This is a genomic window from Actinoallomurus iriomotensis, from assembly GCF_030269445.1.
Lineage (GTDB): Bacteria > Actinomycetota > Actinomycetes > Streptosporangiales > Streptosporangiaceae > Actinoallomurus > Actinoallomurus iriomotensis.
In genome coordinates, this window is sequence record NZ_BSTJ01000014.1 from 50,688 (window position 1) to 71,780 (window position 21,093).

The 21,093-nt window shown below is 72.5% G+C and carries 18 protein-coding genes and 1 riboswitch; of the genes, 9 read left to right on the forward strand and 9 right to left on the reverse strand.

Going from position 1 to position 21,093, the window contains the following annotated elements:
- The first annotated feature begins 19 nt into the window (after positions 1-19).
- Positions 20-655 (forward strand): protein-L-isoaspartate(D-aspartate) O-methyltransferase, encoded by a 636-nt coding sequence (locus tag QSK37_RS42645; protein ID WP_285633049.1) that lies wholly within the window; start codon positions 20-22, stop codon positions 653-655.
- A 13-nt stretch (positions 656-668) separates the two neighbouring features.
- Here the strand turns inward: QSK37_RS42645 and QSK37_RS42650 are convergent, their stop codons facing one another.
- A complete protein-coding gene (locus QSK37_RS42650) occupies positions 669-1,067 on the reverse strand; it encodes a VOC family protein (protein ID WP_285633052.1) in 399 nt (132 codons plus the stop codon).
- Between the two features lie 82 nt (positions 1,068-1,149).
- Here QSK37_RS42650 and QSK37_RS42655 point away from each other — a divergent pair, with 82 nt between their 5' ends.
- Positions 1,150-2,379: an MFS transporter gene (locus QSK37_RS42655; RefSeq protein WP_285633055.1), complete on the forward strand. Its 1,230-nt coding sequence runs from the start codon at positions 1,150-1,152 to the stop codon at positions 2,377-2,379.
- Here the strand turns inward: QSK37_RS42655 and QSK37_RS42660 are convergent.
- Positions 2,330-2,695 (reverse strand): ArsR/SmtB family transcription factor, encoded by a 366-nt coding sequence (locus tag QSK37_RS42660; RefSeq protein WP_285575294.1) that lies wholly within the window; start codon positions 2,693-2,695, stop codon positions 2,330-2,332. The two genes, QSK37_RS42655 and QSK37_RS42660, sit on opposite strands and share 50 nt — an antisense overlap.
- Positions 2,696-2,775: 80 nt before the next feature.
- Positions 2,776-2,944: riboswitch (cobalamin riboswitch) on the forward strand.
- Between the two features lie 31 nt (positions 2,945-2,975).
- On the opposite strand from QSK37_RS42660, the gene nicT reads away from it, so the two are divergent.
- Positions 2,976-4,067 (forward strand): Nickel transporter NicT, encoded by a 1,092-nt coding sequence (nicT, locus tag QSK37_RS42665; RefSeq protein ID WP_285633058.1) that lies wholly within the window; start codon positions 2,976-2,978, stop codon positions 4,065-4,067.
- A 14-nt stretch (positions 4,068-4,081) separates the two neighbouring features.
- Here the strand turns inward: nicT and QSK37_RS42670 are convergent, their stop codons facing one another.
- A complete protein-coding gene (locus QSK37_RS42670; RefSeq protein WP_285633061.1) occupies positions 4,082-5,239 on the reverse strand; it encodes a low temperature requirement protein A in 1,158 nt (385 codons plus the stop codon).
- A 188-nt stretch (positions 5,240-5,427) separates the two neighbouring features.
- On the opposite strand from QSK37_RS42670, the gene QSK37_RS42675 reads away from it, so the two are divergent.
- The 5 genes from QSK37_RS42675 to QSK37_RS42695 all read left to right on the forward strand — a co-directional run bounded on the left by QSK37_RS42675 (position 5,428) and on the right by QSK37_RS42695 (position 9,916).
- Positions 5,428-6,267 (forward strand): hypothetical protein, encoded by an 840-nt coding sequence (locus QSK37_RS42675; RefSeq protein WP_285633064.1) that lies wholly within the window; start codon positions 5,428-5,430, stop codon positions 6,265-6,267.
- A gap of 412 nt (positions 6,268-6,679) precedes the next feature.
- Positions 6,680-7,255 (forward strand): hypothetical protein, encoded by a 576-nt coding sequence (locus tag QSK37_RS42680; RefSeq protein ID WP_285633066.1) that lies wholly within the window; start codon positions 6,680-6,682, stop codon positions 7,253-7,255.
- A gap of 60 nt (positions 7,256-7,315) precedes the next feature.
- Positions 7,316-8,158, forward strand: a complete 843-nt coding sequence (locus QSK37_RS42685; protein ID WP_285633069.1) for a DUF4097 family beta strand repeat-containing protein — start codon at positions 7,316-7,318, stop codon at positions 8,156-8,158.
- 25 nt (positions 8,159-8,183) lie between these two features.
- A complete protein-coding gene (locus QSK37_RS42690) occupies positions 8,184-9,128 on the forward strand; it encodes an ATP-binding cassette domain-containing protein (protein WP_285633072.1) in 945 nt (314 codons plus the stop codon).
- Complete coding sequence (locus QSK37_RS42695) at positions 9,125-9,916, forward strand: ABC transporter permease (RefSeq protein ID WP_285633075.1); 792 nt, start codon at positions 9,125-9,127, stop codon at positions 9,914-9,916. The genes QSK37_RS42690 and QSK37_RS42695 overlap by 4 nt, the downstream gene beginning before the upstream one ends.
- Before the next feature lie 94 nt (positions 9,917-10,010).
- Here QSK37_RS42695 and QSK37_RS42700 read toward each other — a convergent pair whose 3' ends face one another.
- Positions 10,011-12,068: a P-loop NTPase gene (locus QSK37_RS42700; RefSeq protein WP_285633078.1), complete on the reverse strand. Its 2,058-nt coding sequence runs from the start codon at positions 12,066-12,068 to the stop codon at positions 10,011-10,013.
- A gap of 307 nt (positions 12,069-12,375) precedes the next feature.
- Between QSK37_RS42700 and QSK37_RS42705 the strand changes: the two genes are divergently transcribed.
- Entirely contained in the window at positions 12,376-14,610 is a 2,235-nt protein-coding gene (locus tag QSK37_RS42705) for an ATP-binding protein (protein WP_285633081.1), read from the forward strand.
- 13 nt (positions 14,611-14,623) lie between these two features.
- On the opposite strand, the gene QSK37_RS42710 is transcribed toward QSK37_RS42705, so the two are convergent.
- The 5 genes from QSK37_RS42710 to QSK37_RS42730 all read right to left on the reverse strand — a co-directional run bounded on the left by QSK37_RS42710 (position 14,624) and on the right by QSK37_RS42730 (position 20,925).
- A complete protein-coding gene (locus QSK37_RS42710; RefSeq protein WP_285633084.1) occupies positions 14,624-15,703 on the reverse strand; it encodes an RICIN domain-containing protein in 1,080 nt (359 codons plus the stop codon).
- A gap of 93 nt (positions 15,704-15,796) precedes the next feature.
- Positions 15,797-16,753, reverse strand: coding sequence for a hypothetical protein (locus tag QSK37_RS42715; RefSeq protein ID WP_285633087.1), 957 nt, complete (start codon positions 16,751-16,753; stop codon positions 15,797-15,799).
- A gap of 65 nt (positions 16,754-16,818) precedes the next feature.
- Positions 16,819-19,827 carry a hypothetical protein gene (locus tag QSK37_RS42720; protein WP_285633090.1) on the reverse strand — a complete coding sequence of 1,003 codons (3,009 nt, stop codon included), beginning with the start codon at positions 19,825-19,827 and terminating at the stop codon, positions 16,819-16,821.
- Between the two features lie 286 nt (positions 19,828-20,113).
- Positions 20,114-20,773: a type VII secretion system-associated protein gene (locus QSK37_RS42725; RefSeq protein WP_285633093.1), complete on the reverse strand. Its 660-nt coding sequence runs from the start codon at positions 20,771-20,773 to the stop codon at positions 20,114-20,116.
- Positions 20,770-20,925, reverse strand: a complete 156-nt coding sequence (locus QSK37_RS42730) for a hypothetical protein (RefSeq protein ID WP_285633096.1) — start codon at positions 20,923-20,925, stop codon at positions 20,770-20,772. Before QSK37_RS42730 ends, QSK37_RS42725 begins: the two co-directional genes overlap by 4 nt.
- Between the last annotated feature and the right edge of the window lie 168 nt (positions 20,926-21,093).

Consider the following 21,093-nt stretch of genomic DNA (forward strand, 5'->3'; position numbering starts at 1 on the left):
TCGGCGCCCGAAGGATGGGGTGACCGCGCGTCCCGAGGATCTCGTCCGGGCCGTGCGGGCGGCGGGGATCCGCGACGAGCGGGTGATCGAGGCCCTCCGGACGACGCCACGCGCCGCGTTCGTGCCCGCCGACCAGGTCGGGCGCGCCTATGACGACGTGCCCATCCCGATCGGTCACGGGCAGGTCACGACGCAGCCGTCGCTGTCGGCACGGATGATCGAGGGGCTCCGCCTCGACGGGCGCGAGCACGTGCTGGAGATCGGCACCGGCCTCGGCTTCCAGACCGCGCTGCTGGCACGCCTCGCCGGGGACGTGGTGAGCGTCGAGTACCGACCCGACCTGGCCCGGCGGGCCCGGCGGAACCTCGCCCGGCTGGGCGTCGCCAACGTCGAGCCGCGCGTCGGCGACGGCAGCGGCGGTGTACCGGAGCACGCGCCGTACGACGCCGTCATCGTGTCCGCCGCCTACCCCGAAGTGCCCGCGCCGCTGGCCGAACAGCTCCGGCCCGGCGGCCGGCTCGTGCAGCCCATCGGACCGGGCGGGCGGGAGGACGTGGTGCTGTTCGAGCGTACGGCGACCGGACTGGAGCGCCGGAGCACCCTGATCCCGGCCTGCTTCGTCCGGCTGCACGGCCGGTACGGTTTTCCCCACTGACCCTTGGGGCCGATCAGGTCGTCGGCGGCGCCAGAGTGCGCAGGACGTCGAACTCGTTGCCCTCGGGGTCGGCCATGACCACCCAGCTCCGGTCGGGGCCCTGGCCCACGTCCACCTTGACGGCGCCGAGGCCGAGCAACCTGGTCACTTCATCGTCGGTACCGCCGTCGATCGGGCTGACGTCGAGGTGAAGCCGGTTCTTCACCGTCTTGCCCTCGGGCACCCGGATGAACACCAGGGTGGGCGGCATCTGGCGGGCCCGGACCTCCTCGACGGTCGGCTCCCAGGAGCCGATCTCGACCTTGCCCTCGCTCCGGTCGATCACCGTGAAGTCCAGGACCGCGCACCAGAAGGCCGCGAGCCGCTCCGGATCGTGGCAGTCGACGACCAACTCGGTGAACCTGCTGGTCAAGACTTCCCCCAGACGCCGCGGACGGAGGCTCAGTCTAGGGGGCTAGGGTGCGAGGCCGGGATTCCGAGCCTCGGGAGTGGTCATGGCGCTGTCACGGGCGTTGGTCCGGCTGCTGGCGCTGACCTGCGGCGTCACGATCGCGAACATCTACTACGCGCAGCCGCTGGTCCACGGCATCGCCCACGACCTGGGGACGGCCGACTCCTCGGCCGGCGCGCTCGTCACCGCGACACAGCTCGGGTACGCCGCCGGGCTGCTGCTGGTCGTGCCGCTCGGCGACATCATCGCCCGCCGGCCCCTGCTCACCACGCTGCTGACGATCGACGCGGTGGCGCTCGCGGCCACCGCCGTCGCACCCGGACTGGCCCTGCTGAGCGTGCTGGCCGTGGTCATCGGCCTCTCCTCGGTCGTGGTGCAGATGCTCATCCCGTACGCCGCCACGCTCGCCGCTCCCCACCAGCGCGCCGGAATCATCGGCACGCTCATGGGCGCCCTGCTCCTCGGCATCCTGCTCTCCCGTACGTTCGCCGGCGTCGTGGCCGGTCTCGCCGGGTGGCGCGGTGTCTATGCCGTCGCGGCCGGGCTGATGGCCGTCACCGCGATCGTGGTGGGCCGCGTGCTGCCGGCCGAGGCCCGCGAGGTCGGGATCGGTTATCTCGCGCAGATGCGCGCCGTCGTACGGCTGGCGCGGAGCGAGCCGGTGCTGCGGCGGCGGTCGCTGGTCGGCGCGGCCCAGTTCGCGGCGTTCAGCTGCTTCTGGACGACGGTGACGTTCCTGCTGTCGGGCCGGTCGTTCGGTTACACGCAGACCGAGATCGGGCTGTTCGCGCTGGTCGGCGCGGCGGGCGCGAGCTGTGTGCTCGTCGGCGGACGGTTGCTGGACCGGCACCGGAACCTCGCGTGGCAGGTCACCGGAGCCGCCCTCGTCCTGATGCTGGCCTCCTTCGGCGTCCTCGCCGCCGGCACGTACGGGCTGGTCTGGCTGGTCGTCGGGGCACTGCTCATGGACGCCTGCAGCCAGGCCGTGCACGTGACCAACCAGGCGGTGCTCTACGACCTGGTGGACGGGGCCCGGTCCCGGATCACCACCGTGTACATGACCGTCTACTTCGTCGGCGGAGCACTCGGCACGACGACGGGCACGGCGGCGTACGGCCGCTGGGGCTGGGGCGGCGCCTGCGCGGCCGCGGCCGGGTTCTGCGTCCTGGCGGTGCTCGCCTGGTGGGCCGCCCGCCGGCACGAGCGGCCCGCGGCCTCCGGCGTCACGGAGCCTCGTGCGGAGGTCGCACGAGGTGGAGCAGGGAGTGGATGACCGGGTCGGCGAGCCGGTAGCGGATGACGCGTCCGGTGCGTTCGCCGGTCACCAGGCCGCCGGTGCGCAGGAGGCGTAGCGCCTGGGAGACGGCGGCGTCGTTCATGCCGGTGGCCACGGACAGGTCGGTCACGCTGATCGGTGCGGCGGCGTGGATCGCCAGGAGGAGGGCGAGCCGGTTCGGATCGGACAGCACCGCGAAGCGACCGGCCCACCGCGCGACGTCGCCCGAGTCTCCGACCGCCGCGATCGCGTCGCACACCCGGTGATCGTCGATGATGCGGCGCCCGGCCCGGTCGGCGGGTACGAGATGCATGATCCCATCTTCCCGCGCCTCACGCGTGCGGGCGCGACATCTGCATGATCAATCAGCCTTGCAGGCTTCGCGCTTCCGTCGTACGTTGTGAGCGCCGTGGTGTTCGGGAAGCCGGTGAAGGACCGGCGCGGCCCTCGCCACTGTGATCGGGTGCACCGCCCATGCACGCCACTGGGCCCCTCGGGGCCTGGGAAGGCGGGCGGTGCGAGACCCGTCAGCCAGGAGACCGGCCACGGCACCGACGCAGTCGTCCACGAGGTGCTGGAAGGCGATCTCCCCCATGAGCCCACGTTCGTTCTCCGTCCGGTCCGCGCTCGAACGGCGGGACTGGACGCGTCTCGCCGCGCTGCTCGGCGTCATCGTCGCGGTGCACATCGCCGCGTGGGGTGTGCTGATCCTGCTGGTCGCGCCGCAGCACTACGCCGTCGGCACCAAGGTGTTCGGCGTCGGGCTCGGCGTCACCGCCTACACGCTGGGCATGCGGCACGCCTTCGACGCCGACCACATCGCCGCGATCGACAACACCACCCGCAAGCTGATGGCCGACGGCAAGCGTCCGGTCTCGGTGGGGTTCTGGTTCGCGCTCGGTCACTCCAGCGTCGTCGTCCTGCTGACCGCGCTCATCTCGCTGGGCACGCACATCGCCGGCACCGTCATGGACCAGGGCTCGGGAACCCACCAGACGCTCGGCCTGATCGGCACCAGCGTCTCCGGCGGCTTCCTCTACCTGATCGCGTTCCTCAACCTGCTCGCCCTGCTGGGCATCCTCCGGGTCTGGCGGACGATGCGCCAAGGTCACTTCGACGAACGCGCCCTGCAGGCCGAGCTGGACCAGCGCGGCCTGTTCAACCGCTTCCTCGGCCGGCTGTTGCGCGCCATCACCCACCCGTGGCAGATGTTTCCGATCGGCCTGCTGTTCGGCGTCGGTTTCGACACGGCCACCGAGATCACCGTGCTCGTGCTGGCCGGCAGCGGCGCGGCCAGCGGCCTGCCCTGGTACGCGATCCTCATCCTGCCCGTGCTGTTCGCCGCCGGGATGAGCCTGTTCGACACCCTCGACGGCACGTTCATGAACTTCGCCTACCACTGGGCCTTCGCCAACCCGGTCCGCAAGGTCTACTACAACCTCACCATCACCGGCCTGTCGGTCGCCGTCGCGTTCGTCATCGGCACCGTCGAGATCGTCGGCCTGCTGCACGACGACGCGGGCCTGGACAGCCCGGTGACCAACTGGGTCGCCGGGCTGGACCTGGACAACGTCGGCTTCGTCATCGTCGGCCTGTTCGTCGTCGTCTGGGCCGTCGCGATCGCGTACTGGCGTCTCACGAACGTCGAACACCGCTGGGCCGTCGAGCCCGACGACACCCCGTGACCGCATCGGGCGCCCTACGCCGCCGGCCGGTCCCGCCCGGCCGCGATGGTGACGGCGACCAGCAGGACGCAGACGCCGGCGACGGCCGCGACCACGGCGGCCACGCCCATCGCCGGGGCCGCCAGCGGCAGGAGCGCGACGGCGACGACGCCGACCGCCACCCCACCGGGGTGCATCGCCCCCTCCGAGGCGATGGGCGCCTGCACCAGCCGGAGCAGGGTCAGGAAGACGGCGACGGGGATCGCGACGGCGTAACAGATGACCGTGGGCGACGGTTCGAGCTCGTGCCCGGTCTGCCCGACGGCCACTTCGAGCCCGGCGCCGAGGGCCCCGAGACTCGCGAAGATGGCGTAGTGGCCGTAGCCCCACAGGTACGACCGGTCGCGCCGGTCGCGGAGGCCTTCGCCGGCCGGGGCGAGGAAGTAGATCCACCACAGGGCGAACAGCAGGACGAGGCCGGAGAAGGCGATGGTGAGGAAGGGACCACTGATGGCGGTGCCCCGCAGCGCGCCCTCCACGCCCCGGGCCACGGCGAGGACGCTCTCGCCGAGCAGAATGATCACGAACAGCCCGTAGCGCTCGGCGATGTGGTGCGGGTGCCAGTTGGTGGACCTGACCCGCTCCGCCCACCGGGGCACCATCAGCTCCAGCACGACCAGGCAGGCGAACAGTGGAAGCCGGACGGACGAGGCGTCCCCGAAGAAGAGGCGGAGCACCCAGCCCACCTGCACGAGGGCGATGCCGGCGGCGTACCGCAGCGCGGTGCGACGGCTCGACGGGTCCTCGGCGCCGGCCCGCAGCCACTGGGCGACGAGCCCGACCCGCATGACGAAGTAACCGAGCGTGACGGCACGGTAGTCGGAGTGGTCGAACGCGGCCGGCACCCCCGCGGCGAGGACGAGCACTCCGGCCATCTGCACCATGGTCAGCAGCCGGTACGCGACGTCGTCGGTGTCGTACGACGACGCGAACCAGGTGAAGTTCATCCACGCCCACCAGATCGCGAAGAAGACCTGAAGGAACGGGACGAGCCTGGTCAGGCCGTGACCGCCTTCGACGCCGTGCGCGAGCTGGTCGGTGAGCGCCGCGACCGCCACCACGAAGGTGAGGTCGAACAGAAGCTCCAGGGGGCTCGAGACCCGGTGGGGCTCATCGATCGGACGCGCACTCATCCGGATCCAGACCCGGCTACTCGTACGTGCTGGTGGCACGGTCACGCTCCTGTCACTCGGACGGACTTGTCCCAGGACAGGACAGTCTTCAGGCCGCGACCGCCCGGGCGCCAGCCGGGGGCCGGGTGGACGCGCGAACGCGTACGGCATGATGCATCCGGGATGATCGCGTACGGAACGGCACAGGCATGGGTCTGAAGGATCGGGTGGGCGACGTCAGGCGCGCGGCCGGCGCGGGCCTGGACAAGGCGACGAACGTGGGCCGGGAGAAGGCCGCGAGTCTGGACAAAGAGGCGCTCAGCGCCGCCGGACGCGGCGCCGTGGCGACCGCGCGGCAGGCCGACGACTGGGTCCTGAACCAGCTGCAGGCCGTCCGGCCGCCCGCGCTGCCGCTGACCGAGGCGTGGAAGCTGTCCATCGGCGGGATCGTCGCCGCGCACCCGAAGGCGCCCCGGCTGACCGGCCGGCTCCTCGCCCCGCTCGACAGGTTGGGCGCCATCGCGATCGGGCCCGACGAGATCGGGTTCGACGGCGACACGGTCGAGTGGGGCCGGGTCACCGAGGTCCGTACCCGCCCCCTCACGGACCTCGCCGTCGGCGCCGTCTGGGACTTCGCGATCGACGACCTGCGCACCCGCCTGCCACCGGTTCCGGGCCGCAAGTGGGCCGTCACCAAGATCCTCCAGGTCCTGCTCGCCATGACGGTCGACCTCGAGAAGCAGATCGAGGCGGCGGCGGAGGACGACGACGCGCCGCGACTCGTCGCCTGCGAGATCGTGCACCGCGGGCGGATCCAGCGGAACAAGCAGTCGACGACCGGCCTGTTCTCCGCGCTCGCGCTGTGCGCGTTGCCCCAGGTGGGCGAGACGCTGGCGGCCGCCGCCGGTGAGAGGGGCGTCCCGGTCGTGGCCGCCGAGCCGTACGAGCACGTGTCGGCCAACGAGCGCGTACTGAGGATGCGCCGGCGGCGCGAGGTCCTCGCCTCGCAGGCCCACGAGCTGGAGAGCGCCGCCGACGAGGACGACTGACCGGACGCTACACACGACCCGCGCCGCCGAGCCGACGGCCCGGGCCCGGCGGGGTGGTCACCTCGCGGAACGCCGGGCCAGTGAGCAGGGCAGGTACGGGGACTCGGCCCCCGGAACGGAAGCGCGGCCTCGATGACCTTCCACGCCTCGTCGCGGCCGCCCTGCCGAACGAGCTACGGGCGCCGTCCTCGGACACGTCCCCGGGGTCGGGGATCCAGAACTGCGCGTCGCCGTCCGCTGAGCTCGGCGGAGCGCGGTCCATCAGCTCGTCCTCGTCGCCCCCGGGACTCCACTCGCCTGCAGCCGGAGCCGCTGGACTAGAGGGACCTTCCGCTGTGCTTCGGAAGGCATGACGTCACATCCGCAGGCTTCGATGCTTGCGGTGACGTCATGATGATGTCAGTATGGCGTCATGGACCTCACCCCGTACATCACCAACCTTCGCCGGGAGCTCGCGGTCGCCGCCGAAGCCGGAGGCGATGACGTTCGCGCCATGGCCGAACGGCTCGGGACGGCGCTCGAGTCGGCGGCCCGGCTCGCCATGCTCGAGGCTCTCTCGGCCGCCGCGGACGAGATCACCACCGACCTGGCACCGGGTTCGGTCGAGGTTCGCCTGCGTGGACGCGACCCTGACTTCGTCGTGACGCCACCGCCGACCGAAGTGACGTCAGACGAGACGTCACATGGCGCTCTGCGGAACGCGATCGCCGGCGCGATCGAGGTCACGATGGGCGTGCGGCCGCCCGCCTCGTCCGAGCCCGAGGAGAGCGGCGGCACGTCACGCATCACCCTGCGTCTCCCCGAACACCTCAAGCCGCGCATCGACGAGGCCGCGAACCGCATGGGGCTGTCGGTCAACGCCTGGCTCGTCCGCGCCGTGACCGTCGCCCTCGAACTCGGCGACCAGGGCGGCGGCCCGGGCAGCGGTCCGAGCGGCGGCCGAAGCGGCACGCAGCTCGGGCAGCGCTACACCGGCTGGGTTCGCTGACGCGACCCGCCTTCCTCCCATCCCTGAAACACCGGCCGAAGCCACCGAGAGGGCACCGCCATGCCGAAATACGACACTCCCGAGCCCATCACCGCGGTCATCGACATCACGGCGGGCCGGGTGCAGATCAACGCCGGTGACCGCGCCGACACGGTCGTCGACGTACGCCCGAGCGACCCGACCAGGGAGGGCGACGTCACCGCCGCCGAACAGACCCAGGTCGAGTACGCGGGCGGCCAGCTCTCCGTGAGAGGGCCCAAGAACAAGCTTCGCTCGCTCATCGGCCGCCCGCCGTCGCTCGACGTGACGATCGAGCTGCCGGCCGGCTCACGCGTCGACGCCAAGGGCTGGGCGAACTATCGCAGCCAGGGCCGCCTCGGCGACGCCAGCTTCGACACCGCCACCGGCTCCGTCCGCCTCGACCACACCGGCGCGTTGAAGCTGCGCACCGCCGCCGGAGACGTCTCGGTCGCCCGGACGGACGGGTACACCGACGTGAGCACCTCCACCGGCAAGATCTGGATCGGCGAGATCGACGGCGCGGCGGTGGTCAAGACCGCCAACGGCGACATCACCATCGGCGCGGTCACCGCCGACGCGCGGCTGAACACGGCCAACGGCGACATCAACGTCCACCGGGCCCTGGGCTCCGTCAACGCCAAGACCGCGTACGGCAGCGTCCGGGTCGACGAGGTCGTCCACGGCGCGGTCGTGCTGGAGACCAGCTTCGGAGAGCTGGAGCTCGGAGTCCGCGAGGGCACGGCCGCCTGGCTCGACGTCAGCTCGAAGTTCGGCACCGTCCGCAGCGAGCTGGAGGCCGGCGACGGCCCCGGCGAGTCCAACGACACCGTCGAGGTGTACGCGCGCACCGGCTACGGCGACATCGTCATCCGCCGCCCCTGAACCACCACAACCGAAAAGAGGAACCATGACCACCGCCCCAGCGATCATGGCGACCGGGCTGCGCAAGTCGTACGGCGACAACGTCGTGCTCGACGGCGTCGACCTGGAGGTCGCCGAGGGAACGATCTTCTCGCTGCTCGGACCCAACGGCGCCGGCAAGACCACCATGGTGCAGATCCTGTCCACGCTCATCGGCGCCGACGGCGGCGAGGTGCGCGTCGCCGGTCACGATCTGGCCCGCGAGCCCGACGCCGTACGCGCGGCGATCGGCGTCACCGGCCAGTACTCCGCCGTCGACAGGCTCCTCACCGGCGAGGAGAACCTCCTGCTGATGGCGGACCTGCACCACCTGAGGCGCGCGGAGGGCCGCCGCCGCGCCGCCGAGCTGCTCGAACGGTTCGACCTGACCGACGCGGCGGGCAAGACCGCCGCCACCTACTCCGGGGGCATGCAACGCCGGCTCGACCTGGCGATGACCCTGGTCGGCGACCCGCGCATCATCTACCTCGACGAGCCGACCACCGGCCTGGACCCGCGCAGCCGTCGCACCATGTGGCAGATCATCCGTGACCTCGTCGCGGGCGGCGTCACCATCTTCCTCACCACTCAGTATTTGGAAGAGGCCGACGAGCTCGCCGACCGGATCGCCCTGCTCGACCACGGGCGGTTCATCGCCGAGGGCACGGCCGACGAGCTCAAGCGCCGCATCCCCGGCGGCCACATCCGTCTGCGGTTCGCCGACGCCGACGCGCTGCGGTCGGCCACACACGTGCTCGGTGAGGTGTCCACCGACGAGGAGGGGCTCGCCCTTCGCGTGCCGAGCGACGGCGGCGTCCGGTCGATCCGGACCCTGCTCGCCCGGCTCGACGACCAGTCGATCGAGGTCGAGGAGATGTCGGTCCACACCCCCGACCTCGACGACGTCTTCCTGACCCTCACCGGCCAACCCGAGAAGGAGCCCGTTCGATGAGCGCCCTGACCCTCTCCGCGCGTGACTCGGCGACGATGCTGCGCCGCAGCCTCCGGCACATGCTGCGCTACCCGTCGATGACGCTGATGATCGCCGGGATGCCGGTGGTCTTCCTGCTGATATTCGTCTACGTCTTCGGCGGCACGATGGGCAACGGGCTCGGCGGCGCGGCGGGCGGCCGGCACGCGTACGTCAACTACGTGACGCCCGGCATCATCCTGATGACCATCGCGGGCGCCGCCACCGCGACGGCGGTGTCGGTGGCGATGGACATGACCGAGGGGATCGTCGCCCGGTTCCGCACCATGGCGATCTCCCGCGCCTCGGTGCTGACCGGGCACGTCGTCGGCAGCGTGATCCAGAACCTGCTCAGCATGGCGCTCGTCGTGGCCGTCGCGCTGGCGATCGGGTTCCGCCCCACCGCGAGCCCCATGGAGTGGCTCGCCGCGGCCGGCCTGCTCACGCTGCTCGTCCTGGCGCTCACCTGGCTGTCGGTCGGGCTCGGCCTGGTCAGCAAGACCGTCGAGTCCGCGAGCAACGCGCCCATGCCCCTGATGCTCCTGCCGTTCCTCGGCAGCGGGTTCGTGCCCACCGACTCGATGCCGGCCGGGCTGCGCTGGTTCGCCGAGTACCAGCCCTTCACGCCGGTCATCAACGCGCTGCGCGGCCTGCTGCTGGGCTCCCCCATCGGCAACGACGGGATCGTCGCCGTCGCCTGGTGCGTCGGCATCGCGCTGGTCGGCTACCTCTGGTCGAAGAAGCTGTTCAACCGCGACCCGTCACGCTGACGCCCCTCGCGTACGGAGTGAGGCCGGCGCACCGCCGACGCCGACGACGGCGCTCGCGGTGCGCCGACCGCGTCGTCGGTCTTCATCCGCCCGGTCAGGACGCCTCCACGCCGCTCACGCCCAGCAGCTCCCGATGCCACAGCAGCTCACAGACCCGTTCGAGGCCGCGGGTCAGGTGCCGGCGGTAGGTGCTGAACGGCAGGCCCAGCCGGTCCGCGGCGGCCTGCTGCGTCGGAGTGTTCTGCATGAACGTCATCGTGATCGCCCGATACAGCTTCACCTCGCGCGGGTCGGCGGCGAGTTTCTCCACCGCCTCGTGCAGCACTCTGCGCAGCGCCTCGACCGGCTCGCCTCCCGTCTCGGCGACCACCCGGGCCGGGACCAGCGGACTGGCCGCCAGTTCGTCCGGCCGGTTCCACGAGCGCAGCGCGCCACGGACGCCCGCGTCGAACTCGGCCCGCGACAGCACCGCGTACGTGCGCACGGCGCGGTGCCGCGGTGCCCGCCAGGCCGCGGGCGTACGGCGCGGAGTGAGCTGTTCGAGCCAGGTGTCGAGCCGCGTCTCCTGCCAGTTCCGGCAGAACAGCCCGAAGATGCGGTCGCCGACCCCCACCATCAGCGGGTCCTGCTCTCCGAAGAGGGCGAACCGCTGCCAACGCTCCGGGTCCGACACGACCATGCAGGTCCAGGCCACGCCCTCGTCCTGGATCGCCATCGTCACGAGCCGCGCGGCGATGAGGTCCGAGACCGGCGAGGGGAACGCGTCGCGCGCCAGCATGAGCCGCGCGAGCGCGAGGTGTTCGCCCTCGCGCAGCGGGCTCACCCGGCGGACGTACGACCACGCCTCCGCCACGACCGGGTCGACGGCGTTCTCCTCGGCGTCGGGCTCGGTGAGCCGGAGCGTCAGCACGAACCCGGCCGGCTCCCCCGACATCGAACTCCGGTAGACGGAGAACGCCTCGGGCCGCCGTTCGAGCCAGAACTCCACGATGGCGGCGGTCTCGTCGTTGGTGTTCGCGACGGTGATGTCCAGGAGCGCTCTCCGGTCGCCCGCCCGTACGACGTCCTCGCGGAAGTCGTACTCCTCCTGCTCGCCGAACAGGCCCGAGCCGTGCCACAGGAGGTACATCAGCGCCTCCAGCTGGGCGAAGCTCGGCGGGTCCGGCGCGGTCCGTGCCTCACCGACGTAGTGGCGGATGAGCCGGCGGTGCATGTCCTGGTACCGCTCGGGATCACGCCAGGACAGGTCGGCGTCGAGCGCCTCGCGGATGACCTCGTGCGGACGGATGCCCGACGGCACGGACGTCATGAACGACAGGCGCCGCAGCCAGTCGAACAGGGCGCCCGCGTCGACCTCCGGCAGCACGGCGCGCAGCAGTCCCTCGGTGGTGGTCCGCACGTGGGCGCTGACCTCCAGTGCCTGCTGGTGCAGCGGTGAGGGCACCTGACCGACCAGACGTGTGAGCAGCGCGCCGATCAGGTCCGGGGACGGGGTCCACTCGGCGCCCTCGCCACCGGCCCTGTCCCTGGTCAGGTCGTCGCCCGCCGACGCGGCCAGGGACAGGGCCAGCGGGTGGCCTCCGGCGAAGGAGTGCACCGCCGGGTGCCGGGCGGCCGGCACCCCGCGCGCGGTGAGCAGGGCGCTCGCGTCATCACGCGACAGGTCGCCCAGGGTGATCACCTGCAGGACGTCCCGCCAGCCCGGATCCGACAGCCACATGGCCCCCGGCGGTCGCCGGCCCGCGAAGACCACGAGCGAGCCGGCGGGAAGGCGGGGCAGGAACCGGTCCCGCAGCCAGCCTTCGAGCGGCCGGTACGTCTCGAAGTCGTCCACGAACAACGCCGCGGGCTCGTCGGTGAACATCTTGATCGCGTCGGCCTCGAACGCCTCCGGGGACTGCGGCGGCCGGTGCTCGCCGATCTCGACCACGATCCGGCCGGCCACGGCGGCCTCGTAGGCGAACCGCTGCAGCAGGGTCGACTTGCCGACGCCCCCGGGTCCGGTCACGAACTGCACCGCGAAGGAGTCGGCGGCGCGGTCCAGCGCCGCACGGAACAGCGCCAGCTCGGCGGAACGGCCGACAAAGGACCGGTATCGTGCCGACTGGAGCTGCTCACCGAGACTGGCGAACTGCCGGATTTGAGGCTTCATATCGTCGTCGGCCGAGGCGGTCCCGTTCCCCGCGCCGTCCTCCCTCCTTGATCATCCTGTAACGCTAAGGCAACATTGCGTTCGATGTGAGCATTCGAGTGAACAATCGGCTTCGCGTCGCCGCAGCGTGTGAAGTCACAGTCCGCCGGAAACACGACAGAATGATTAGTTTCTGACCTGTCAGGTGAACAGTCAGCCGAGGCACGATGTTGTCGGGTGCCGATCGGTGGCGGCCGACCCTCCCTTTCCCGTTCGGCGCACACGAGACCGACGACGTCATGGCGCCCACACCGTGGAAGGCGAGCCATTGAGCGACCGTGTCATGTTCGGGCTGCTGGGCCCGCTTGAGGCATGGTCCGGCGAGGCCCGGCTCGACCTGGGCCCGCCCAAGCGACGCCTGCTGCTCACCCGCCTCCTGGTCGAGGACGGCCACCCGGTCTCGGCCGACCGCCTGTGTGACGACCTGTGGGAGGGCAGTCCGCCCGCGGGCGCCGTCTCCTCCGTCCACTCCCACATCAGCCGCCTGCGCGCCGTACTGGAGCCGGGCCGTGCGCGGCGGGGGCAGGGCACCGTGCTGGTCAGCGGACCGGCCGGGTACACGCTCAACGCGCCGCCCGAGACCCGCGACTCGACCCGCTTCGAGGAGTCGGTCACCCACGCCCGCGAGCTGCTGTCCCAGGGGCGGCTCGAGGACGCCCGGCACGAGGTCGAGAGCGGCCTGGGCCTGTGGCGGGGCGCCGCCCTGGCCGACGCCGCCAACCACGCCTTCGCCGCCCGTGAGATCTCCCGGCTGGAGGAGATCAGAATGGCCGCCGGTGAGCTGAACGCCACCGTGCTGCTCCAGCAGCGCGAGTACGACCGGGCGGCCCTCATCGCCGAGGAGCTCACCACACGGTCTCCCCTGCGCGAGGCCGCGTGGGCGCTGCTGATGCGCGCCCTCTACCTGGCCGGGCGGCCCGCCGAGGCGCTGCGGCGCTACGAGACGATCCGCACGCTGCTCGCCGACGAGCTCGGCGCCGTGCCGGGCCCCGAGCTGAGCGGCGTCCACGTCGCCGTGCTCCGCCAGGACCTGCCCGCACCGGAGCCCGTACGGCCTCCCGCCCCGCAGGCATCGCCCGGCGCGCGGGCCGCGCCGCCCGCGCGGCCGGCGCGGCCGGCGCGGCCGTCGGTCATCGCCCGCCCGCTCGTCGGCCGGGCCGGGGAAGTGGCCCGTTACGAGGAGCTCCTGGGCGACGCGGCCGAGGGCCGGACCCGCTGGGTGCTGCTGTCCGGAGAGTCCGGCAGCGGGAAGACCCGGCTCGCCGAGGAGTTCGCCTCCCGCGCCGCGGACCTGGCGTTCCGCGTCGTGTGGGTCCGCTGCGGCATCGACACCGCCTCCGATGAGGAGGAAGAGGCCGAGAACGACCGGTTCAATCCGCTCGGGCAACTGCTGTCGGCGCTCTACCCGCAGATCCGCGTGGAGGGCGAGCCGGAGGCGATCGCCCGCGACCTGGCCGAGCGGCTGGCCCGCCAGCCCACCATCTGCCTGATCGAGGACCTGCACCGCGCCGGCCGACGGTTCCGCCGGCTGCTCGGGATGTACGCCACGCTGCTGCGCGACGTGCCGCTGGTCGTGGTCTGCACGACGCAGGACACCGACGATGTCGGCCTGCGCGAGCTGCTCGCACTGCTCGTCCGGCAGAGCCGCGCCACCCTGCTCCCGCTGGGCCCGCTCACCGTCGAGGACGTCCATGAGCTGATGAGGCTCCGCTCCACGCCGTTCGACGAGCTGATGGGCAGCGAGCCGCGGGAGCGCGAGGCGGTGGCACTGCACCGGCGCGGCGAGGGCAATCCGTTCCTCATCACCGAGATCCTCGAACTGCCCGGCGACCAGCGCACCGGGCCCGGCGCGCGGCTCCCCGCCTCCGTCATCCGGGTCCTGCGCGCCCGGATGGACCAGCTCGACCAGCGCGTGCTGAAAATGCTGGAGGCCCTCTCGGTGACCGGAGGCGAGCTCGACCCCGAGCTCCTCGTGGGCATCCGGGCCATCACGCGCGAGGAACTGCTCTCGCTCATCGACGCGGCCGTCATCGCCCGAATGCTGGACTGGGAAGAGGGCGCCGACGGCCGGATGGGCCGTTACCTGATGCCCGAGCTCGCCCGCGAGGTGGTGTTGCACGATCTCACTCCCGCCCGCCGTCAGATGCTGCACGCCGCGGCCGCGCGTGCGCTGGGTGAGCTGCCGCACCGCCACCCCGCGCAGATCTCGCGGCACCTGATGGCCGCCGGTCCGCTCGTCGCCCGCGACGACCTGGTGGCGGCGGCGCTGCGAGCCGGCGAACGCTGCGCGGATGACGAGCAGCACGGCGAGGCGGCGGTCTGGTTCGACCACGCGGCCGCCCTGGCCGACGATCCGGCCGTACAGGCCGAGGCCCGGCGCGCGGCGGAGGCGGCGCGCCGGCGGCTCGCCCAGGCACAGCAGGGCATCGGCCATCCGTGCGACCCCGCCGGCATGCCCGGCGACGACTCCGGGTGGGCGGGCCCCGAGCCCCGGGTGAGCTGATCCGGCGTACGGGTCACTCGCCGCTGGGCCACGACCACTCGTCGCCGCTTCCGCACTTGTGGACCTCGAGCTGCTTGGCGTGCTCGTGGGAGCGGCCGATCGGCCCGAGACACAGCCCGTGGCTCGAGTAGTTGCGGATGCGGTACAGGTGGCCGCGGGTGTGGCTCCGGTACCACAGCTGGTTGTCGCCCTTGGGCCGGCAGTAGTACTCGGTCACCTTGGTGCCCGCCGACACGCCCTTGTAGTAGGGCAGGTCCATGCAGAGGTCGTCCTTGGTGTTGCGGATCAGGAAGAGGGCGGTGCCGCCGGGTCCCTTCATGTCGCGCATCACGCCGAGCGACCAGACCTGGTTGTCGGCGTCGCCGGGGGTGCAGTAGTACTGCATGACCTTGTCGTCGGGTGACCCCTTCCCGTAGCCGGAGATGTCGGCGCACATCTTGCTTCCGGCGTTTCTCAGCAGCACGTTGGAGACGCCCGACCACACGGCCTTCTTCTTGGCGGCCGCCTTCTTGGCGTTCTTGTCGTCCTTGGGCTTGGCCTTCTTCTTCGCCGACGCGGACGGCGTGGGCGTCGGGGTGGGCGTCGGCGACTGGGAGGTGAACGCGCCCGCCGGCGGCTGCGCGTCACCGGGCAGCACGGTGTCGGCCGCGGCGACGGTCGGATGCTTCTTGGGGTGGTGCGAACCGGTGCCGATCAACAGGATCGGCACCGCCAGCACGATCGCGCCGCCGATCGCCACCCCCGCCAGGATCGGCTTCTTCGGCCGGTCCGGCGGCATCCCGTTCCCGTCGCCGTCGCCGTCGGCTCCGGGCGTCGCCACCGCGACGTCGGTCGCCGTGGCGAAGCTCTGGCCGCCCTTGGCCTGCGCGGCGGTCTCGGCCGCCGGCTCCTTCACCTCGGCGGTCGCCCCGGCGCCCGAGGCCGCCTTGGCGCCGGCGTCCTCCTGGTCCTTGCCGGCGGCCTCGCCGCTCTCCGGCTCGGAGTCGGCCGGCGCCAGGTTCCCGGCGCCCTCCATGTCCGTCTCCGGCAGTTCGACCGGCCGGCGGACACCGAGCGACTCCGCGCGGTCGCCAGATCCTGACTTGGAAGCCACGGTCTTCTTTCCTTTTCTAGAGGTCGGTCGCGGGCGCGACCGGCGGTACGGCGTGGGTGCTCAGCGGGGGCCGTCTCCGGGCCGCGGGCCGGATCACCGGTAGGTGCCGGTGGCCCAGACGGGGTGACCGTCGTGGTCGACGATCACCATGTTGTAGTCGGATTGCAGGACCAGCGTCGAGTTGTCGTGACCGAACGATCCCGACGCCCAGACCGCCTTCCGGCCGGCGGCGTAGAGGACCAGATTGCCGTCGGACTGGAATTCGGCGTAGACCCCGCGCTTGTGCGTCCCGCTCGACCAGATGATCTTGTTGCTCTTGTCGCGCAGCACGAGGTCGCCGCCGGACTGCATGGTCAACGCGATGCGGTTCGAACGCACCGTCTTGCCCGGGTAGATGTCGCGCGGCGCGTGGATCCGCAGAGTCGACGGCGCGCTCGCCGACGGCCTCTCGTTGGACCCGGCCTTGGCCAGTGCGTGGACGCCGGCCGAGGGCTTGGGAGAGGGTGAGGCCTTCTTCTTGGCCTTGGCCTTGTCCTTCTTGCTCGCGGTGGGCGTCGGCGTCGGGGTGGGCGTGCTCGTGACGAACGCACCCGGCGGCTGCTGCGCGGCACCGGGCAGCACCGTGTCGGCCGCGGCGGCGGTCGGGTGCTTCTTGGCATGGTGCGAACCCGTTCCGATCAGCAGGATCGGAACCGCCAGCACGACGGCCCCGCCGATCGCCACGGCGGCCAGGACGGGCTTGTTCGGCCGATCGGGCGGCATCGCGTCGCCGGCACCGGCCGTCGGCGGCGGGGCCGCGGCGATGTCCCGCGCCGCCGCGGCTTCGTCGTCCTTCTTCTCCTGGACGGCCTTTTCCTGAACGGCCTTCTCCTGAACGGCGGAGTCCGCGGGAGCGTCGGCGTCATCCGCGGCGGCCGAGGCGGCCTCGCCCTGCTCCGCCTCGGCCGGCGCCGGATCGTCGACGGCGTCCATCTCGGTCTCCGGCAGTTCCACCGGCCGGCGGACGCCGAGCGACTCCGTGCGTTCGCCGGACCCTGGCTCTGCAGACAAGATCATGCTCCTTCGAGATCAGATCGCGGACGGCCGCCTGCGGCTCTCCAGGCGCCGGTGAGATGTCACGCCGCCCCCTCTCCCAGGGGCTCGGCGCAGCGCGCCGGCCAGGCGTCCGCGGAGGCACCGCCGGTCGAGGCCGCCTGCCGGCGCAGGGCCTCGTCGAGCCGTTCGAGCGTCGCCCGGTCGGCGTCGTCCAGCCCGCCGGGCCGCTCGTCCACGGGTCCCCCGCCGGTCACCTCGGTCATCAGGACGACAGGCGCCGGGCCCGCGGACCGTACGTCCAGCACGCGGAAGGCGACGCCGGGCGGGAACACCACCTCGTCGGAGGCCGCACCGGGCGTGGAACCCAGCAGCGGGCGTACCCGGCGGCCGGTGGCGGACCAGATGACATATCCCCCCGCCGCGGCGGACAGCCCGGCGGCGATCCCGATCGGCAGCGCGCTGACCGGTGCCGCCTCCCGCACCACGCTTCCCGGCATGAACCGCTCCAGGCCCCCTTCGGGCAGCCCGCCGCGTACGACGACTCCCCGGTAGGAGGGCAGACGGCACAGGCCCGAGCTCAGGCAGGCGGTGTAGCCGGCGGGCACGCCGCCGTCCCCCTGGCCGAGCTCGTCCTCGCCGCCCGAGAGGTGAATGTGCACCGCGACCAGGTCGGTCCGCGCGGCGTCCACCTGGGCGCCGCGCAACGCGGGCATCCGCGTCATCGCCCGGTTCACCGAGGCGCTGTGCCGTTCCCACACCGGCTGGGCGAGCGTACGGAACTCGGCCCGCTCCGCCTCGGTGCTGCGGCGGACCGCCTTCACCGGGGGCCGGGGCCGGGGCTGCGTTCCCTGAGCCGGGGCAGGCGGCACGACCGGCTTGACCGGCGCCGCCGCGGGCGTCTCGGCGGGCCGGGGCGGCTCCGGCGGGGCGGCCGGGGGCCTGGCGGCCGCGGACTCCGTGGTGATCCTGGGCGCAGCGGATTCCGTCGGCTCCGTGACCTCCATGGGCTCAGCCGGGCGCGCGGGCTCCGCCGGTTTCGCGGGAATCGCGGGTGTCGCGGATGTCGCGGGTGTCGCGGGAGTCGCCGGAGTCGCCGGAGTCGCCGGAGTCGCCGGAGTCGCCGGAGTCGCGGGTTCGGCGGGAGTCGCCGGAGTCAGGGACTGAGGCGTGACCGGGGTCAGCGGGATCGGGTCCAGCCTCGGCGGGAGCGGCTGGACGCCGCGGGGAGTCGGCGGCGTGCCCGGAGGGCGACCGGGACCCTCGGTGGCGGCGGGCGCGGAGTCCGCCGGGTCGCGCCGGGGCGCGGGCTCGGCGCTCTCCCCCGGCGTGGCCGCGTCGCCGGACGCGGGCGTCGCGGGACCGCCGTTCGACGGCGTCACCGGCCCGTCGTTCGTCACCGGAGCGCCGGGCCCGTACGCGGTCGGACCGCCGGTCGCCGGAACCGCCGGACCGCTGTTCATCCGCGGAGCGTCCGGCCGGGGCGGGCCGCCGTTCGCGGGCGGACCGGCCGGCATGGACTCGGTGGCACGGGCGGGTTCGGCGAATCCGGTTCTCGTCTCCGACGAGCGCGGGGCCGGCGCGACGGCGGGTTCCTGCGGACGCCGGGAGCGTGGGATGGCGACGGTCTGCACCGCCGACATCGCGGGCTCCGGCGGCGCCTCGGCCGGCGGGGGCTCCGCCAGCGAGACACCGTGGTCGATCGCCAGCCGCAGCAGGCGGAAGTCCTCGCCCGCGGGCTGGTGCGACGGCAGGTCCCGGTGGATGGTGACGAAGTCGCGGACCCCGGTCCCGATCTCGGACAGCAGACGGGACAGGTCGGTGAAGAGCGCGTCGTCGGCCGGCGCGCCGCGCAGGTTCACCTCGATGGCCAGTTGCCCGGACGACACCGGCCGTTCGGCGATGTCGGCCTGCTCACCGCGCGGCCCGACCGACAGGCCGGCCCTCGTCACGCAGACCTGCCAGTGGTCCGAGAGCGGCACGGGCGCCGGGTCCGTACGGCGGATGCCGGACATCGGGGACCGCCAGCGGACCAGCCGGGGCTCGACGGCGCGGCCGTCCGCGTCGTACGGCCGGCACGCGACCGCCTCGACGAACGGCGCCCAGGTCGGCTCGGCGTCCGCACCGATCAGGACGGGCCGTACGTCGGGTTCGGCGTCGGTGCCGACGACCAGCGGGAGGCCGGTCAGCACCTCGACCTCGGCGCCCAGCATCTCGGCGGTGTCCTGGCCGACGCTCAGCAGGTCCAGCGGACCGCAGGGGGCGAGCCGGACCGTCGCCCGGGTGGGGTCCGGCAGCGCGGCCAGCAGGGCCGCGATGTCCTCGGCCGGGACCTCCGGCTCGTCGCTGGACTCGGGGGCGTCGACGAGGACGGTGGGGTGGTCGCCGTCGACCGGCACGGCGTAGCAGAGGTGGCCGGCGCGGGTGGCGGGCGCCTTCGCCGACCGCACCAGGATCCCGGCCGGAACCTGCTCGACGACGTGACCGGCGGCGGTACGGCCGGGCAGCCGCGCGAGTTCGGGCTGCCAGAGCGGCGCGGGGCTGCGCGGGCCGAGCGACGTCGGCTTCGCGCCGGGCGTGAACGACCGCCAGCCGCGGTCGGGCCCGTCGGCCCCGAGCGCGAACAGCGAGCCCCCGGGCACGATGATCACGCCCGCGTCCGGGGCGATCACGTTGATCCCCCAGGCGTCGGCGATGCGCTGTGCCATGGCGGGCCGGCCGGAGCGCGACGCGCCCGCGCCCGACAGCGCGAGGCGGACGGTCCGCACGCCCCGGTCGCGCAGGGAGTCCAGGACGGCGCCGAGCCGGGTCCAGAGCTCGGCGTCCGCGCCGTCCGCGCCGACCACGACGGTGAACACCTTTTGCCCGTCGTCGCCGCCGCTGAGGAAGCGGGCGAGCTCGGCCACGCCCTCCGGCCGCGGTGACGCGTCCGCGGAAGAGCGCAGCAGGATGAGGTCGTCGTACTCGTCGACCACGACCGCGGGCCGGTCCTTGGCACGGCCGGCGCGGCCGGCGCGGCCCTTCCTGGGCGAGACGGCCGGGTGCTGCCGGTCTCGGTCCCGGCGGGTGGACGCCCTTCTCCAGCGGGTCACGATCACCTCCGGTGACGGCTTCGGTCGTGGCGGGGAAGGTGGCCGGTCACCGGTGCACCTCCTCCACGTGACCGCTGCACGGCGGTCCGAGGTCAACCTCTCGCCCCGTACGGAGGCGGCTACGGCGAAAGGCGGCCCTCAGTAAGACATACGAACCCGACAGTGTTCGGGTTCAAGACCGATCTACTCCGTTTTCGCCCGGATGTCACCGGCCTTGCCCGATTCTGCCCGGATCTTTTCTCATCCGCCGCAGAGGTGTCCCTCAACCGTGCCCGGTTGCCCGAAGTCACCCGCCGACGGCGGAGGGGCGGAGCGAGGTGACGCCGTCCAGTGCGTCACGGAGCACGGTGGTGTCCACGGTCATGCTCACCGGGGCCGAGGGGTTGAGGTAGATGACGTGGCCGGAGGGTACCCGGTCGGCCAGGTCCCGCACGCTCATCAGCTCGTACGCCAGCCGGCCCGCGGCGTGCAGGTAGCCCGGCGAGGTGAAGACGGGGACCACGGGAGTGGTGCCGTCCGGGGCGGTGGCCGACAGCAGGTCGCCCTGCGGCGTGACGAAGACCGCCGCCTCCGGCAGCGCCGCCAGCGCCTCGGTCACGGCCTCGCCGGGACCGTAGCCCGTGGCGGCGAGCTGCACCGCCGCGTCGACCTCATCGGCCGGCTCCGGCCAGCCGAGCGCCGACGGCGACGGCCGGTACTCCTCGTTGTCGCGCCACTCGACGATCTCGCCCTCCGGGCTGGACCGCCACTGCCCGACCAGCGCCCATGACGGCGGGGCGCCCTCTCCGGTCCAGGTGGGGTCGACCATGCCCAGCCAGTGGTCGGGAGCGAGCCGGGCGGCCTCCCGGATCGAGTCCGGGATGGGGGGCATCGCCCTGTCCGCGCCTTCGACCGGCTCGTCCCCATCGTCGATCGGCTCGCGGGCGTCGCCCTGATCGGCAGTCACTGTGCCCTCAATTCATGTCCGGCCGGCTCGGCGGCGGATCGACGCGGGCGGGTGTAACGTTCCAAACCTGCCGCCGCATCGACGCGCGATTCAGCAACAACCATCTTTGTTTCGTATCCAGAACCACTTTTGTCAAATATGACGACGCTCATCTATGGCGATGATACCGACTCCATCGGATGAGCCGGTGACCTCCGCTTTCGCTCAGATGATCACCCAGAAGCTACCAATGGGAGCATTGACCGTCGAGCCCGCGTCAGCCGAATTTTCTCGATCGTCATTGTTATTTCACATGCCGCTAACGCCCGGCTCCGGATACT